General features: G+C 66.4%; 14 protein-coding genes and 1 riboswitch. Of the genes, 6 read left to right on the top strand and 8 right to left on the bottom strand.

Annotation, left to right across the window (positions count from 1 at the left end; all coding sequences use genetic code 11):
• Positions 1-4: 4 nt before the first annotated feature.
• The 8 genes from BoBH3_RS05850 to coxB all read right to left on the bottom strand — a co-directional run bounded on the left by BoBH3_RS05850 (position 5) and on the right by coxB (position 6,548).
• On the bottom strand, positions 5-769 hold the full coding sequence (locus BoBH3_RS05850; RefSeq protein WP_262329834.1) for an SURF1 family protein: 765 nt from the start codon (positions 767-769) through the stop codon (positions 5-7).
• Entirely contained in the window at positions 766-1,143 is a 378-nt protein-coding gene (locus tag BoBH3_RS05845; protein ID WP_262329833.1) for a DUF983 domain-containing protein, read from the bottom strand. Before BoBH3_RS05845 ends, BoBH3_RS05850 begins: the two co-directional genes overlap by 4 nt.
• A gap of 67 nt (positions 1,144-1,210) precedes the next feature.
• Positions 1,211-2,068 (bottom strand): cytochrome c oxidase subunit 3, encoded by an 858-nt coding sequence (locus tag BoBH3_RS05840; protein ID WP_262329832.1) that lies wholly within the window; start codon positions 2,066-2,068, stop codon positions 1,211-1,213.
• 49 nt (positions 2,069-2,117) lie between these two features.
• Positions 2,118-2,744 (bottom strand): cytochrome c oxidase assembly protein, encoded by a 627-nt coding sequence (locus tag BoBH3_RS05835; protein ID WP_262329831.1) that lies wholly within the window; start codon positions 2,742-2,744, stop codon positions 2,118-2,120.
• Positions 2,744-2,917 carry a hypothetical protein gene (locus tag BoBH3_RS05830; RefSeq protein WP_262330472.1) on the bottom strand — a complete coding sequence of 58 codons (174 nt, stop codon included), beginning with the start codon at positions 2,915-2,917 and terminating at the stop codon, positions 2,744-2,746. The genes BoBH3_RS05835 and BoBH3_RS05830 overlap by 1 nt, the downstream gene beginning before the upstream one ends.
• A complete protein-coding gene (locus BoBH3_RS05825) occupies positions 2,914-3,858 on the bottom strand; it encodes a heme o synthase (RefSeq protein WP_262329830.1) in 945 nt (314 codons plus the stop codon). The genes BoBH3_RS05830 and BoBH3_RS05825 overlap by 4 nt, the downstream gene beginning before the upstream one ends.
• A 162-nt stretch (positions 3,859-4,020) precedes the next feature.
• Positions 4,021-5,649 carry a cytochrome c oxidase subunit I gene (ctaD, locus tag BoBH3_RS05820; protein WP_262329829.1) on the bottom strand — a complete coding sequence of 543 codons (1,629 nt, stop codon included), beginning with the start codon at positions 5,647-5,649 and terminating at the stop codon, positions 4,021-4,023.
• 20 nt (positions 5,650-5,669) lie between these two features.
• Complete coding sequence (gene coxB, locus BoBH3_RS05815; RefSeq protein WP_410050563.1) at positions 5,670-6,548, bottom strand: cytochrome c oxidase subunit II; 879 nt, start codon at positions 6,546-6,548, stop codon at positions 5,670-5,672.
• Between the two features lie 357 nt (positions 6,549-6,905).
• Here coxB and BoBH3_RS05810 point away from each other — a divergent pair, with 357 nt between their 5' ends.
• The 6 genes from BoBH3_RS05810 (at position 6,906) to gcvPB (ending at position 13,042) form a co-directional block, all read left to right on the top strand.
• Entirely contained in the window at positions 6,906-7,415 is a 510-nt protein-coding gene (locus BoBH3_RS05810; protein ID WP_262329828.1) for an invasion associated locus B family protein, read from the top strand.
• Positions 7,412-8,026 carry a hypothetical protein gene (locus tag BoBH3_RS05805; protein WP_262329827.1) on the top strand — a complete coding sequence of 205 codons (615 nt, stop codon included), beginning with the start codon at positions 7,412-7,414 and terminating at the stop codon, positions 8,024-8,026. Before BoBH3_RS05810 ends, BoBH3_RS05805 begins: the two co-directional genes overlap by 4 nt.
• 85 nt (positions 8,027-8,111) lie before the next feature.
• A riboswitch (glycine riboswitch) is annotated at positions 8,112-8,209 on the top strand.
• A gap of 159 nt (positions 8,210-8,368) precedes the next feature.
• The gene (gene gcvT, locus BoBH3_RS05800; RefSeq protein WP_262329826.1) at positions 8,369-9,529 is read left to right on the top strand and encodes a glycine cleavage system aminomethyltransferase GcvT; all 1,161 of its coding nucleotides are present in this window, start codon (positions 8,369-8,371) and stop codon (positions 9,527-9,529) included.
• A 52-nt stretch (positions 9,530-9,581) separates the two neighbouring features.
• Positions 9,582-9,956, top strand: a complete 375-nt coding sequence (gene gcvH / locus BoBH3_RS05795; protein ID WP_262329825.1) for a glycine cleavage system protein GcvH — start codon at positions 9,582-9,584, stop codon at positions 9,954-9,956.
• A 174-nt stretch (positions 9,957-10,130) separates the two neighbouring features.
• Positions 10,131-11,471, top strand: coding sequence for an aminomethyl-transferring glycine dehydrogenase subunit GcvPA (gcvPA, locus tag BoBH3_RS05790; protein WP_262329824.1), 1,341 nt, complete (start codon positions 10,131-10,133; stop codon positions 11,469-11,471).
• A complete protein-coding gene (gene gcvPB, locus BoBH3_RS05785) occupies positions 11,471-13,042 on the top strand; it encodes an aminomethyl-transferring glycine dehydrogenase subunit GcvPB (protein ID WP_262329823.1) in 1,572 nt (523 codons plus the stop codon). The genes gcvPA and gcvPB overlap by 1 nt, the downstream gene beginning before the upstream one ends.
• Positions 13,043-13,044 lie beyond the last annotated feature (2 nt).

The raw sequence follows: 13,044 nt of genomic DNA, 5'->3' as shown, positions 1-13,044 counted from the left end.
AGGGTCAGGCGGCGGCTGCGCCCCTGCGCGTCTGCCAGGCGTAGGCCGCGAAGACGCCGATGAGCGTCAAGGCCAGCCCGAACCAGGTCAGCGCATATTGCAGATGGTTGTCGGGGATGCGTGCGATCAGCTCGCGCACATCGACGCCGGCCGGAGGTGTCAGCCCGTCGCCCTCGCGCGCCGCCTCCAGGTAGAACGGAGCCGGCGGCAGCCCGAGTGCGGCAGCGATGGCTGCAGGATCGCGCGTATAGAATTCGCGGATTTCCGGCAGATCGTGCGGGGTGAAGCTGTTGCGGCTTTCCGGCGCCCGCAGGAAGCCACTGATCGTGTCCGGCCCGCTCGCCGGGCCGATCTGGCCGATCCTGCTTTCCGGCACGAAGCCTCGATTGACCAGGATGACCCCGCCATCCTCGAGCCGGAAGCCCTGGAAAACCCAGCGGCCGAAGCCGGAGAGCTGACGCGAGCCCGGCGGACCGGATGCGATCGTCGTCCGTACCCCCGCGATCGGGCCATCGATGAAGCTGCCTTTGGCAACGACATGGGTGAGGTCGAGCGAAGCCGGGTCGAGCTTCGCCCAATTCGCACTCGGCGGCATGGTCGCTGGCTTGCCGGCGGCTTCGGCCTGCAGGCGGTCGATATACGCGTGCTTCTCGCTCATGCGCTCGAGCTGCCAGGTGCCGAGCATGCACAGCACCAGCGTACCGACGACCGTCAGCAGCGAGGGCCAAAGGAGGCCGGGCCTGCGGGGCTGGGCGGATGGCGTGGTCACTGCTGCCGCCTGCCTTCCTCGGCCTTGTGGGCATATTGCAGCGCCACGGCGAGCCCCTTCATCGGTCTCAGCAGCGCCAGGCAGACGATGACGGCCAGCGGCAGCCATATCGCCAGATGCAGCCAGATCGGCGGCTCGTAGCTGATCTCGACATAGAGCGCCGCGCCGAGCACGAGGAAGCCGGCGATCAGCATGATGAACACAGCCGGGCCATCCGCCGAATCGGCGAATTTGTAGTCGAGCCCGCAAGCGCTGCAGCGCGGCTTCAGCTTCAGGAAGCCGTCGAACAGCGCGCCTTCGCCGCAGCGCGGGCAACGCCCGGCGAGACCCGTGGAATAGGGCGAGGGCGGGGTGTTCTGATGGTCGTCGGCCATGTCGGCCTCCCGAAATAGCGAAAGGCGGCCGAGGCCGCCTTCCAGTGTTTCTGCCGGGCGGCCCGCCTCAGTGCGCGGCGGGAACGCCCGCGCCCCAGACATAGATCGCCGCGAAGAGGAACAGCCAGACCACGTCGACGAAGTGCCAATACCAGGCGGCGAACTCGAAGCCGAGATGCTGCTGCGGCTTGAAGTGCCCGAGATAGGCCCGGTACAGGCAGACGGCCAGGAAGATCGTGCCGATGAAGACGTGGAAGCCGTGGAACCCGGTCGCCATGAAGAAGGTGGCGCCGTAGATGTTGCCGGAGAAGGCGAAAGTGGCGTGCGAGTACTCGTAGATCTGGCAGATCGTGAACAGCACGCCGAGGATCACGGTCAGCCACAGACCCTGCTTCAGGCCGGCGCGATCGCCGTTGATCAGCGCATGGTGCGCCCAAGTCACGGTGGTGCCGGAGGTCAGCAGGATCAGCGTGTTGAGCAGCGGCAGGTGCCAGGGGTCGAAGGTCTCGATGCCCTTCGGGGGCCAGTGGCCGCCGGTGAACTCATAGCGGACGTAGTTGATGTGCTCGCCGGAGAACAGGCTGGCGTCGAAATAGGCCCAGAACCACGCGACAAAGAACATCACCTCGGAGGCGATGAACATGATCATGCCGTAGCGGTGATGGATCTGGACGACGCGGGTGTGGTGACCTTCGGTCTCCGCTTCGCGCACCACGTCCATCCACCAGGACAGCATGGTGTAGAGCACGCCGAGCAGGCCGGCGCCGAAGACGAGCGGGCCGAGGTGCATGCCGCCGACGGGCATCGCCTTCATCCACATCACGGCGCCGATCGCCATCACCGTCGCGCTGGCGGCGCCGATGAGCGGCCACGGGCTCGGATCGACGAGGTGGTAGTCGTGGTGCTTCGTATGGGCCCCGGCCATGATATTCGGTCTCCGCGACGTCTTGTCCGCGCTGATGCTCCAGCGCGTTCTACAGTTTGGAATTGCTCGCGTCACCCTTCGGCGAACCGGCCTTGTCCTCGGCGACAGGCTGGCCCGACTTGGAGGCGAAATAGGTATAGGACAGCGTGATGGCGTGGACGCCGTCGAGTTCGCGATTCTGCGCGATTTCGGGGTCGATATAGAACACCACCGGCGCCTCGAAGCTCTCGCCCGGCTTGAGCGTATGCTCCGTGAAGCAGAAGCACTGGATCTTGACGAAATAGGCCGCGCCCTTGTCGGGGGCGACATTGTAGGTCGCGATGCCGGTCACCGTGCGATCCGAGCGATTCGTCATCTTGTAGAACACGGTCTGCGTCGCGCCGACCTTGACCTTGATCTCGGGGCTCTCGGCCTCGAACTTCCAGCCGAGCCCCGGCGCGACATTGGCGTCGAAGCGGACCGACATCTCGCGGTCGAGGATCTTTCCCGCGCCGGCCGTGCCGACCATCGGCGTGCCGCCGAAGCCGGTGACCTTGCAGAACAGGTCGTAGAGCGGCACCGCCGCGAAGGAGGCGCCGAGCATCCCGAAGGCCACGCCGACGCAGATCAGCGCGGTGCGGCCGTGCTTCGCGGAAGGGGCAGGGGGCAAAGGGGCGGGAGGAACGGCGCCGGTCATCACAGCGGCCTGTTCAGTATCGCGGGGCCGGTCTTCACCAGCGTCACCACGAAGAAGAAAATCACCAGCCCGCCGAGCACGAGCGCGAGCGCGACGGAACGCCGGCGGCGTCGTGCCATGTCCTCGGGTGAGAACGGGGCCGGTGCGACCTGCTTGGGGGGCTGCTCGCTCATCCCAGCACCTTCGGCAGGGCCCACATCAGCCCGAAGCCGTTCTCGGCGATGAGCACGGCGAAAAGCAGGAAGAGATAGAGGATCGAGAAGCCGAACAGCGCATAGGCGGCCTTGGTCGCGGCCTGGCCTTCGGTGCGGCGCCAGACGCGGACAGCTAGCCCGATCATGGCGAGCCCTGTCGTCACCGAGACGACGAGATAGATCAGGCCGCCGAAGCCCATCAGTGCGGGCAGGACCGCGACGGGCGCCATCAGCAGCGAATAGAGCACGATCTGCCGGCGCGTCGCCTCGGGACCCGCGACGTTCGGCATCATCGGGATGCCGGCGCGCGCATAGTCGCCGGACTTGACGAGCGCGAGCGCCCAGAAATGCGGCGGGGTCCACAGGAAGATGATCGCGAACAGCACCAGCGAGTGCCAGCCGAAATCGCCCGTTACCACAGCCTCGCCGATCATGGGAGGGAAGGCGCCTGCCGCGCCGCCGATGACGATGTTCTGCGGCGTCCAGCGCTTCAGCCACATCGAGTAGACGACGGCGTAGAAGAAGATGGTGAAGGCCAGCATCGCGGCCGAAAGCGCATTCGCCACGAGGCCGAGCACCAGCACGGAGCCGATCGAGAGCGTGAGCCCGAAGGCAAGGGCTTCGGAAGGCAGGATGCGACCCGACGGGATCGGCCGCTTGGCGGTGCGGCTCATCAGCGCGTCGATGTCCGCGTCGTACCACATGTTGAGGCAGCCCGAGGCGCCGGCACCGACCGCGATCGCCAGCAGCGCGGCGAGGCCGAGCACGGGGTGCACCGAACCCGGCGCCGTCATCATGCCGGTCAGTGCGGTCACCACGACCAGCGACATCACCCGCGGCTTCAGCAGCGCGAAGAAATCGCGGGCTTCGCCGGTGGAGGCGGTCAGGGCATCGGTGCGGGTTTCGAACGCGGCGGACATCGATCTGATCGTCTTCGTACTCTTGCAACAGCGCCCATGGACAAAAGCTCCAGGGCGCGGGGTGTTCGCAGCAGGGATTCTGCCGCCCGTCTCCGGAACGCCTGTCGCGAGGCGCTCGGGGGAAGGGCGGCGGCGGGCCGGTGAGGCCCGCCGCCTGTATTCTTAGTGGTCCGAGCCGGTGATGCGCGGCAGGGTCTCGAACTGGTGGAACGGCGGCGGCGAGGACAGCGTCCACTCCAGCGTCGTCGCGCCTTCGCCCCACGGATTGTCGCCGGCGAGTTGCTTCTTCGTGAAGGCGACCACAAGGCCGTAGAAGAAGATCAGCAGACCGCCGGCGAAGATGTAGGAGCCGATCGAGGACCAGTAGTGCCAGCCCGCGAAGGCGTCCGGATAGTCCACATAGTGACGCGGCATGCCGGCCAGCCCGAGGAAGTGCTGCGGGAAGAACAGCAGGTTGGCGCCGACGAAGGCGACCCAGAAGTGCAGCCGGCCGATCCAGTCCGGGATCACATAGCCGCTCATCTTCGGGAACCAGTAGTAGAAGCCCGCGAAGATGCCGAACACGGCGCCGAGCGACAGCACGTAGTGGAAGTGCGCCACGACGTAATAGGTCGCATGCAGCGAGCGGTCGACGCCGGCATTGGCCAGCACGACGCCGGTGACGCCGCCGACGGTGAACAGGAAGATGAAGCCGATCGCCCAGATCATCGGCGCGGTGAAGCGGATCGAGCCGCCCCACATCGTCGCGATCCAGGAGAAGATCTTCACGCCCGTCGGCACCGCGATGACCATCGTCGCGAACACGAAGTAGCGCTGCGTGTTGAGCGAGAGGCCGGCGGTATACATGTGGTGCGCCCACACGATGAAGCCGACGACGCCGATCGCGACCATGGCGTAGGCCATGCCGAGATAGCCGAAGATCGGCTTCTTCGAGAAGGTCGAGATGATGTGGCTGACGATGCCGAAGGCCGGCAGGATCATGATGTAGACTTCGGGGTGGCCGAAGAACCAGAACAGGTGCTGGTACAGGATCGGGTCGCCGCCGCCGGCCGGGTCATAGAAGGTCGTGCCGAAGTTGCGGTCCGTCAGCAGCATGGTGATCGCGCCGGCGAGAACCGGCAGCGAGAGCAGCAGCAGGAAGGCGGTAACCAGCACGCCCCAGGCGAACAGCGGCATCTTGTGCATGGTCATGCCAGGCGCGCGCATGTTCAGGATCGTGGTGATGAAGTTGATCGCGCCCAGGATCGAGGCCGCGCCGGCAAGGTGCAGCGACAGGATGCCGAAATCGACCGAGGGGCCGGGGTGGCCGGCGGTCGAGAACGGCGGATAGACCGTCCAGCCCGTGCCGACGCCCTTCGCGCCCGGAGCACCCTCCACGAACATCGAGATCACCATCAGGATGAAGGCCGCGACGGTGAGCCAGAACGAGATGTTGTTCATGCGCGGGAAGGCCATGTCCGGCGCGCCGATCATCAGCGGCACGAACCAGTTGCCGAAGCCGCCGATGACCGCGGGCATGACCATGAAGAAGATCATGATCAGGCCGTGGCCGGTCACGAAGACGTTGTAGCTCTGGCCGTTCGCGAAAATCTGCATGCCGGGGTACTGCAGCTCGATCCGCATCATGATCGAGAGGAAGCCGCCGACGAGGCCCGCCATGATCGAGAAGATCAGGTAGAGCGTGCCGATGTCTTTGTGGTTGGTGGACAGGAGCCACCGGCGCCACCCGGTCGGATGGTCGTGATGGGCTTCGTCGTGGTGGCCGGGAGCGTGCTGAGCCGCGGTTGCCATGGTCTAGTCTCCTCGGCGAATTACTTGGAGGCGACAGCGAGCTTGGAGCTCGCGTCCTCGGCATTGGCGAATTTCTGCTTCGCTTCCGCGAGCCAGGCGGCGTAGCGCTCCTGGCTGACGACGCGGAACGCGATCGGCATGTACGAGTGGTTCTGGCCACAGATGAACGAGCACTGACCGTAGTAGATCCCCTCGCGCTCGGCCTTGAACCAGGTTTCGTTCAGGCGGCCGGGGATGGCGTCGATCTTAACGCCGAAGGACGGCACCGTGAACTTGTGGATGACGTCGGCGCCGGTGACCTGGACGCGGACGATCTTGCCGACCGGCACCACGGCCTCGTTGTCGACGGCGAGCAGGCGCGGGGCCTCCGCGGCGGCGATCTTGTTGGAGGCGATCGCCTCGGCGCGCTGCTTCTCGTCCAGCATCAGCGAGTCGAAGCCGAAGGCGCCGCCTTCCTGGGCATACTCATAGGACCAGTACCACTGCTTGCCGGTCACCTTCATGGTGATGTCGGCCTGCGGCACCTCGAGCTGGAGCTTCAGCAGGCGGAAGGACGGGATCGCGATCACGACGAGGATCAGCACCGGGATGACGGTCCAGGCAACCTCGAGCAGGGCGTTGTGCGTGGTCTTGGACGGGACCGGATTAGCCTTCTCGTTGAAGCGGAAGGCGACATAGATCAGCAGCCCGAGCACGAAGAGCGTGACGATGGCGATGATGATGTTCAGCCAGTCATGGAACCAGTGGATGAACTCGGCGACGGGGGTCGCTGCACCCTGCAGGTTCATCTGCCAGGGGGAGGGCATGCCGGTGCCGGCGATGGCCGGGACGGTCGCCAACGCGGCGAGGCCGAGGGCCGTGGCGGCCGCGGTTGCAAAGGTCCTGCTCAGAAATCGCATCGATCCGACATGCTCCTCAATCGACTTGCTTGGGAGCCGACCGGCTTTGTCCCACGCATGAAGGGGCGACCGTGAAGCCGCCTCATTCTTCGAGATTGCGATAAATCAAAGATCACGCTTGCGCCAGTGGGGCAATGAACACTGCCCACCTCCATCATGCGGCATAATCACGCGAGACCTTGCAGCTCGCGTTAGGGCACGCATGGCGCTCGCCTCCGCGCCTTGACAGGACCCTGTCTGCATGGTCCCAACACTTTTTATGTTGAAGGGGCCGCGGGATTCTCTGGCGCAGCCGGCGTTTTGCCTGAATTCTGCGTTCCTGCTGCGGCTTTGGTTCCGCATTGGAAGGATGGCAGGATGATGAGGATCATCAGGGCGGCTGGCGCATTGGCGCTGGCGCTCGTGGGGACTAGCCTTGCCGCCGGCTCCGCTTTCGCGCAGGGCGCGGTGCGTTCCACACATGGCGACTGGCAGATGCGCTGCGAGGTGCCGCCAGGCGCCAAGGCCGAGCAATGCGCGCTCGTCCAGAACGTCGCGGCCGAGGACAGGCCGAATCTGACGCTGCTCGTCATCGTGCTCAAGACGGCGGATCAGAAGAGCCGGCTCCTGCGCGTGGTCGCGCCGCTCGGAGTGCTGCTGCCCTCCGGCCTCGGTCTGAAGATCGACGACAAGGACATCGGCCGTGCCGGCTTCGTGCGCTGCCTCACCACCGGCTGCGTCGCCGAAGTGGTGATGGACGACACCCTTCTCGGCCAGCTCAAGGGCGGCAAGAGCGCGACATTCATCGTATTCCAGACGCCGGAGGAGGGGGTGGGCGTGCCCGTCTCGCTCAACGGCTTCGGCCCTGGCGTGGAGGCGCTTCCGTGATCGACCTGACTTTCCGCGCGAGCCGCTTGCTCGCGCTGCCGTGCCTGTGCCTGACCCTGGCTGGTTGCGGATCGTCTTCCTCATCGTCCTCCGGCCAGCCGAGCACGCTGCAGACGCTCGGCAATGTGGTGATGTTCCAGTCGACGAAGCCGCCGGCGCCGAACCAACTTCCCAAGGACGCGGAAGAGGAGGTGATCTGCCCTGAGGTCATCATCGCCGATGGCGGCGCGGCGCTGCGGGCCCAGTCCGGGCAGGACAGCGGCAGCCTGCGTCACCAGATCTCGATCGTGAACGTTGCACGCGAGTGCACAGCCACCGGGAACGGCTCCTTCCGCCTCAAGGTCGGCGTCGAGGGCCGCGTGCTGCTCGGCCCGGCCGGCAGCCCCGGCAGCTATGGCGCGACGCTGACCACGACGGTCACTCGAGGCACCACCGTCGTTGCGCGCCGCACGGCCCGCGTCGGCGGCACGATTCCATCCGGCCAGGGCGGTGTCGACTTCTCGCATATCGAGGAGGGCATCGCAGTGCCGGCAGGAGGGAGCGACGTCGAGGTCATCGTCAGCCTCGGCCAGGGCGGCGCGGTCACGCCCGCGCGCTCGCGCCGCAGATAGCGGCTTTCCAAAGCAGCTTTGCCGTTAAAGGAGGCGCCGCCCGGATTGACTGGGCCGGCGCCTTCTGTATCTCTGCCCGAAGCCGCATATCCCCGCGGGAGAGACCGGGACTGATCCGTCAGGCCCGGCGCCGAAGGCGCAACCGCCCCGGAAACGCTCAGGCAAAAGGACCGCTGGGGACTTGGCGCTCTGGAAAGCGGCGGAAACAATTCCGCCCACCGACGGGTGTAACTCGTTCGGCCTCATGGGCTGGCGGGGAAATCTCTCAGGTCCCGAGACAGAGGGGGCGCGTTCCGGACGATACCGTCCGGGACTTGCGCTCGATTCTGGAAGGGGCATGCCATGGCTGCCGAGGCCGAAGCCACAACCCACGATGCCGGCGCGCCCGCGCCGCTCAAGACCCCGCTCCATGCCCGGCATGTGACGCTCGGCGCCCGCATGGTGCCCTTCGCCGGCTACGACATGCCGGTGCAGTATCCGATGGGTATCCTGACCGAGCATAACTGGACGCGCGAGAAGGCCGGTCTTTTCGACGTCTCGCATATGGGCCAGGCTTTCCTGATCGGCCCCGATCACGAGACCACGGCCAAGGCGCTGGAAGCGCTGATTCCCGCCGACATCCTGAACCTCGCCCCCGGCAAGCAGCGCTATTCGCAGCTTCTCAACGAGGAAGGCGGCATCCTCGACGACCTGATGGTGACGCGTTCCGCCGATCCCGACGAGGACGGCGCGCTCTATCTCGTCGTCAACGCGGCCTGCAAGGAGGCCGACTACGCCCATATCGAGCCGCGCCTGCCGCCGAATGTGAAGCTGATCCGCGCCGAGCATCGCGGCCTTATTGCCCTGCAGGGGCCGGGCGCCGAGGCTGCGCTTGCCGCCATCGCGCCGGACGCCGCTGAGATGGGCTTCATGACCTCGCGCACCATGAAGGTCGCCGGCATCAAGGCCAATGTCAGCCGTTCGGGCTATACAGGCGAGGACGGCTACGAGATCTCCGCCGCGGCCACGAAGATCGGCGAGATCTGGGACACGCTGCTGCTCGACGCCAACGTCAAGCCGATCGGCCTCGGCGCCCGTGATTCGCTCAGGCTTGAAGCGGGCTTGTGCCTCTATGGCCACGACATCGACACCACGACCTCGCCGGTCGAGGCCGCGCTGAACTGGTCGATCCAGAAGCGCCGCCGCGAGGAGGGGGGCTTCCCGGGCGCTGCGCGCATCCAGCGCGAGTTTGCCGAGGGCACCTCCCGCATCCGCGTCGGCCTCAAGCCGGAAGGCCGCGCGCCGGCCCGCGAGGGCACCGAGATCGCGACGCCCGAAGGCGAGGTGATCGGCACCGTGACCTCCGGCGGCTTCGGCCCGACGCTGAACGGCCCCTGCGCCATGGGCTATGTCGCCAAGGCCCATTCGGCGCCGGGCACCCAGCTCAATCTCATCGTGCGCGGCAAGCCGCTGCCGGCCGTCGTGGCGACGATGCCTTTCGTCCCGAACGGCTACAAGCGCTGAGCCCTTTTCCAGACATCTGACGCCAATTCTGATCGAACGCCAGGAGGAAACCATGGCCGAGACCCGCTACACCAAGGACCACGAATACATCCGCATCGAGGGCGATACCGGCACCGTCGGTATCAGCGATTACGCCCAGGGCCAGCTCGGCGACGTTGTCTTCGTCGAGCTGCCGGCCGTCGGCAAGGCGCTGACCAAGGGCGGCGAGGCAGCCGTCGTCGAGAGCGTCAAGGCGGCCTCCGAGGTCTACGCCCCGATCTCCGGCGAGGTCGTCGAGGTCAATGGCGAGCTCGAAGCCACGCCGGGCACCGTCAACGAGGACCCCGCCGGCAAGGGCTGGTTCCTCAAGATCAAGATCGCGGACGCAGCCGAGCTCGAGGGGCTGATGAACGAGGCCGAGTACCAGAACTACGTCAAGACGCTCTGACCCGAGGCGTCATCCCGCACGCGCCGCAGCACGAAGTGCTGCTGCGCAGATGCGGGATCGTCGTCAGGACAAGGCGCCTTCTCGTCATGCGATCCCGTGTTTGCGCAGCGGCACTTCGCGCCGCAGCGCGCACGGGATGACACCTAGCACCGCGACCCATCACGGAAGCACACCATGCGCTATCTCCCGCTCACCGATACCGACCGCGAGGACATGCTCGCGCGAATCGGCATCTCCGATATCGACGCGCTGTTCAGCGACGTGCCTGCAGGCAAGCTGCTGAAGGCGCCGGTCGACCTGCCGCGCGCCAAGGGCGAGCTGGAGGTCGAGCGCATCCTCGGCAGGATGGCCGGCAAGAACGCGGCCGCCTCGGCCGTGCCGTTCTTTGTCGGCGCGGGTGCCTACAAGCACCATGTCCCGGCGACGGTCGATCACCTGATCCAGCGCTCCGAGTTCCTGACCAGCTACACGCCCTACCAGCCCGAGATCGCGCAGGGCACGCTGCAATATCTCTTCGAGTTCCAGACGCAGGTCGCGGCGTTGACCGGCATGGAGGTCGCCAACGCCTCGATGTATGACGGCTCGACCGGCACGGGCGAGGCCGTGCTGATGGCCCACCGCGTCACCAAGCGCCGCAAGGCCGTGCTCTCCGGAGGGCTCCACCCCCATTACTCCGAGGTGGTGCGGACGCTCTCGCACATGGCGAATGACGAGGTCGTCTCGCTCCAGCCCGATGTCGCGGCCAGCGAGGACATCCTGTCCCAGATCGACGACAGCGTGTCCTGCGTCGTCGTCCAGTCGCCGGACGTGTTCGGCAACCTGCGGGACCTGAAGCCCATCGCCGAGAAGGCCCATGCCCATGGCGCCCTGCTGATCGCGGTCTTCACCGAGGTCGTCTCGCTCGGCGCGGTGTCGCCTCCGGGCGCACAGGATGCCGACATCGTCGTCGGCGAGGGCCAGTCGATCGGCAATGCCCTGAACTTCGGCGGCCCCTATGTCGGCCTCTTCGCCGCCAAGTCGAAATATATCCGCCAGATGCCGGGCCGGCTCTGCGGCGAGACCGTCGATTCGACCGGCCAGCGCGGCTTCGTGCTGACGCTCTCCACCCGCGAGCAGCATATTCGCCGCGACAAGGCGACCTCGAACATCTGCACCAATTCCGGCCTCTGCGTGCTGGCCTTCACCATCCATATGACGCTGCTGGGCCAGGCGGGCCTCGCCCGTCTCGCCGAGGTGAACCACGCCAATGCCGTGAAGCTCGCCGACCTGCTGGCCGGCGTGAAGGGCGTCTCGGTGCTGAACGAGAGCTTCTTCAACGAGTTCACCGTGAAGCTGAAGAAGCCGGCCGCCGAGGTCGTTGAGGTTCTTGCCGCCAGGGGCATCCTGGCCGGCGTCCCCGTCTCGCGGCTCCTGCCCGGGGCCGGGCTGGACGACCTCCTCATCATCGCCTCGACCGAGGTGAATACCGACGAAGACCGGGCGGCCCTCGTGGCGGCGCTCGTGGAGGTGCTGTGATGCTGAACCGTCAGGGACGTCCCACTCAGGCCGGCGAAGCCGCTCAGGTCGAGCACGCCACCTTCACCGGCAACAAGGCTCTCCAGCAGATCGAGCCGCTGATCTTCGAGATCGGCCATCACGAATCGACCGGCGTCGATATCGAGAAGCCCACGCCCTTCAAGCCTCGCCTGGGCAAGCATGCGCGCAAGGGCGAGATCGGCCTGCCCGGCCTCTCCGAGCCCGAGACGATGCGCCACTATGTGCGCCTCAGCCAGAAGAACTACGGCATCGACACCGGGCTCTTCCCGCTTGGCTCCTGCACGATGAAGCACAATGCCCGCCTCAACGAGAAGGTGGCGCGGCTTCCGGGCTTCTCCGATGTCCACCCGCTGCAGCCGCTCTCGACCGTGCCCGGCGCGCTCGACCTGATGCTGGAGCTCGCCCGCTACCTGATGACGCTGACCGGCATGCCGGCCGTGGCGCTATCGCCGAAGGCCGGCGCCCATGGCGAGGCCTGCGGCATGATGGCGATCAAGGCGGCCATCGAGGCCAAGGGTGAGGGCGCGACCCGCAACGTCGTGCTCGTGCCCGAATCGGCGCATGGCACCAATCCGGCCACCGCCGCGCTGATCGGCTTCTCGGTGAAGGCCGTTCCCGCCCGTCCGGATGGCACGGTCGCGGTCGAGGACGTCAAGGCGCTGCTCGGGCCTGACATCGCTGCGATCATGCTGACCAACCCGAACACCTGCGGCATCTTCGAGCCTCAGATCGTCGAGATCGCCGCGGCGATGCATGAGGCCGGCGCCTATTTCTACTGCGACGGCGCGAACTTCAACGCCATCGTCGGCAAGGCGCGTCCGGGCGACCTTGGCGTCGACGCCATGCACATCAACCTGCACAAGACCTTCTCGACGCCGCATGGCGGCGGCGGTCCCGGCGCCGGCCCGGTCGTGCTTTCCGAAAGGCTCGCGCCCTTCGCGCCCGTGCCCTTCATTCATGTCGAGAACGACAAGCCGCACCTGATCGAGACGCGCGAGGAAGCACCCGCGGGCAACCAGCCCTTCGGCCGCATGACCGCCTTCCACGGCCAGATGGGCATGTATGTCCGCGCGCTCGCCTACATGCTGAGCCATGGCTCGGACGGCATGAAGCAGGCTTCGGAGGATGCAGTGCTGAACGCGAATTACATTCGCGCCGGCCTGTCCGACCTGATGTCGCTGCCCTTCCCGGACCATCCCTCGATGCACGAGGTGCTGTTCGACGATGAGTGGTTGAAGGGCTCGGGTGTCTCGACGCTCGATTTCGCCAAGGCGATGATCGACGAGGGCTACCACCCGATGACGGTCTATTTCCCGCTCGTCGTCCATGGCGCCATGCTGATCGAGCCGACCGAGTCGGAATCGAAGGCGGCGCTCGACCTCTTCATCGCGACGCTGCGCGATCTCGCCATGGCGGCAAAGGGCAATGACAAGGAGCGTTTCACCAGCGCCCCGCATCACGCCCCGATCCGCCGTCTCGACGAGACCCGCGCCGCCCGCCAGCCGGTCCTGAAATGGGAAAAGCCGGCCCCGGCCCAGGCGGCTGAGTAAGC

Origin of the sequence: Allobosea sp. BH3 (assembly GCF_025499465.1) — a bacterium.
Classification (GTDB): domain Bacteria; phylum Pseudomonadota; class Alphaproteobacteria; order Rhizobiales; family Beijerinckiaceae; genus Allobosea.
This window is presented reverse-complemented; position numbering and strand designations above follow the sequence as displayed.

Coding starts and splice junctions, on each gene's coding strand:
- BoBH3_RS05845 (WP_262329833.1), bottom strand. CDS start 1,143: ATGGCCGACGACCATCAGAACACCCCGCCCTCGCCCTATTCCACGGGT.
- BoBH3_RS05840 (WP_262329832.1), bottom strand. CDS start 2,068: ATGGCCGGGGCCCATACGAAGCACCACGACTACCACCTCGTCGATCCG.
- BoBH3_RS05835 (WP_262329831.1), bottom strand. CDS start 2,744: ATGACCGGCGCCGTTCCTCCCGCCCCTTTGCCCCCTGCCCCTTCCGCG.
- BoBH3_RS05830 (WP_262330472.1), bottom strand. CDS start 2,917: ATGAGCGAGCAGCCCCCCAAGCAGGTCGCACCGGCCCCGTTCTCACCC.
- BoBH3_RS05825 (WP_262329830.1), bottom strand. CDS start 3,858: ATGTCCGCCGCGTTCGAAACCCGCACCGATGCCCTGACCGCCTCCACC.
- ctaD (WP_262329829.1), bottom strand. CDS start 5,649: ATGGCAACCGCGGCTCAGCACGCTCCCGGCCACCACGACGAAGCCCAT.
- coxB (WP_410050563.1), bottom strand. CDS start 6,548: ATGCGATTTCTGAGCAGGACCTTTGCAACCGCGGCCGCCACGGCCCTC.
- BoBH3_RS05810 (WP_262329828.1), top strand. CDS start 6,906: ATGATGAGGATCATCAGGGCGGCTGGCGCATTGGCGCTGGCGCTCGTG.
- gcvT (WP_262329826.1), top strand. CDS start 8,369: ATGGCTGCCGAGGCCGAAGCCACAACCCACGATGCCGGCGCGCCCGCG.
- gcvH (WP_262329825.1), top strand. CDS start 9,582: ATGGCCGAGACCCGCTACACCAAGGACCACGAATACATCCGCATCGAG.
- gcvPA (WP_262329824.1), top strand. CDS start 10,131: ATGCGCTATCTCCCGCTCACCGATACCGACCGCGAGGACATGCTCGCG.
- gcvPB (WP_262329823.1), top strand. CDS start 11,471: ATGCTGAACCGTCAGGGACGTCCCACTCAGGCCGGCGAAGCCGCTCAG.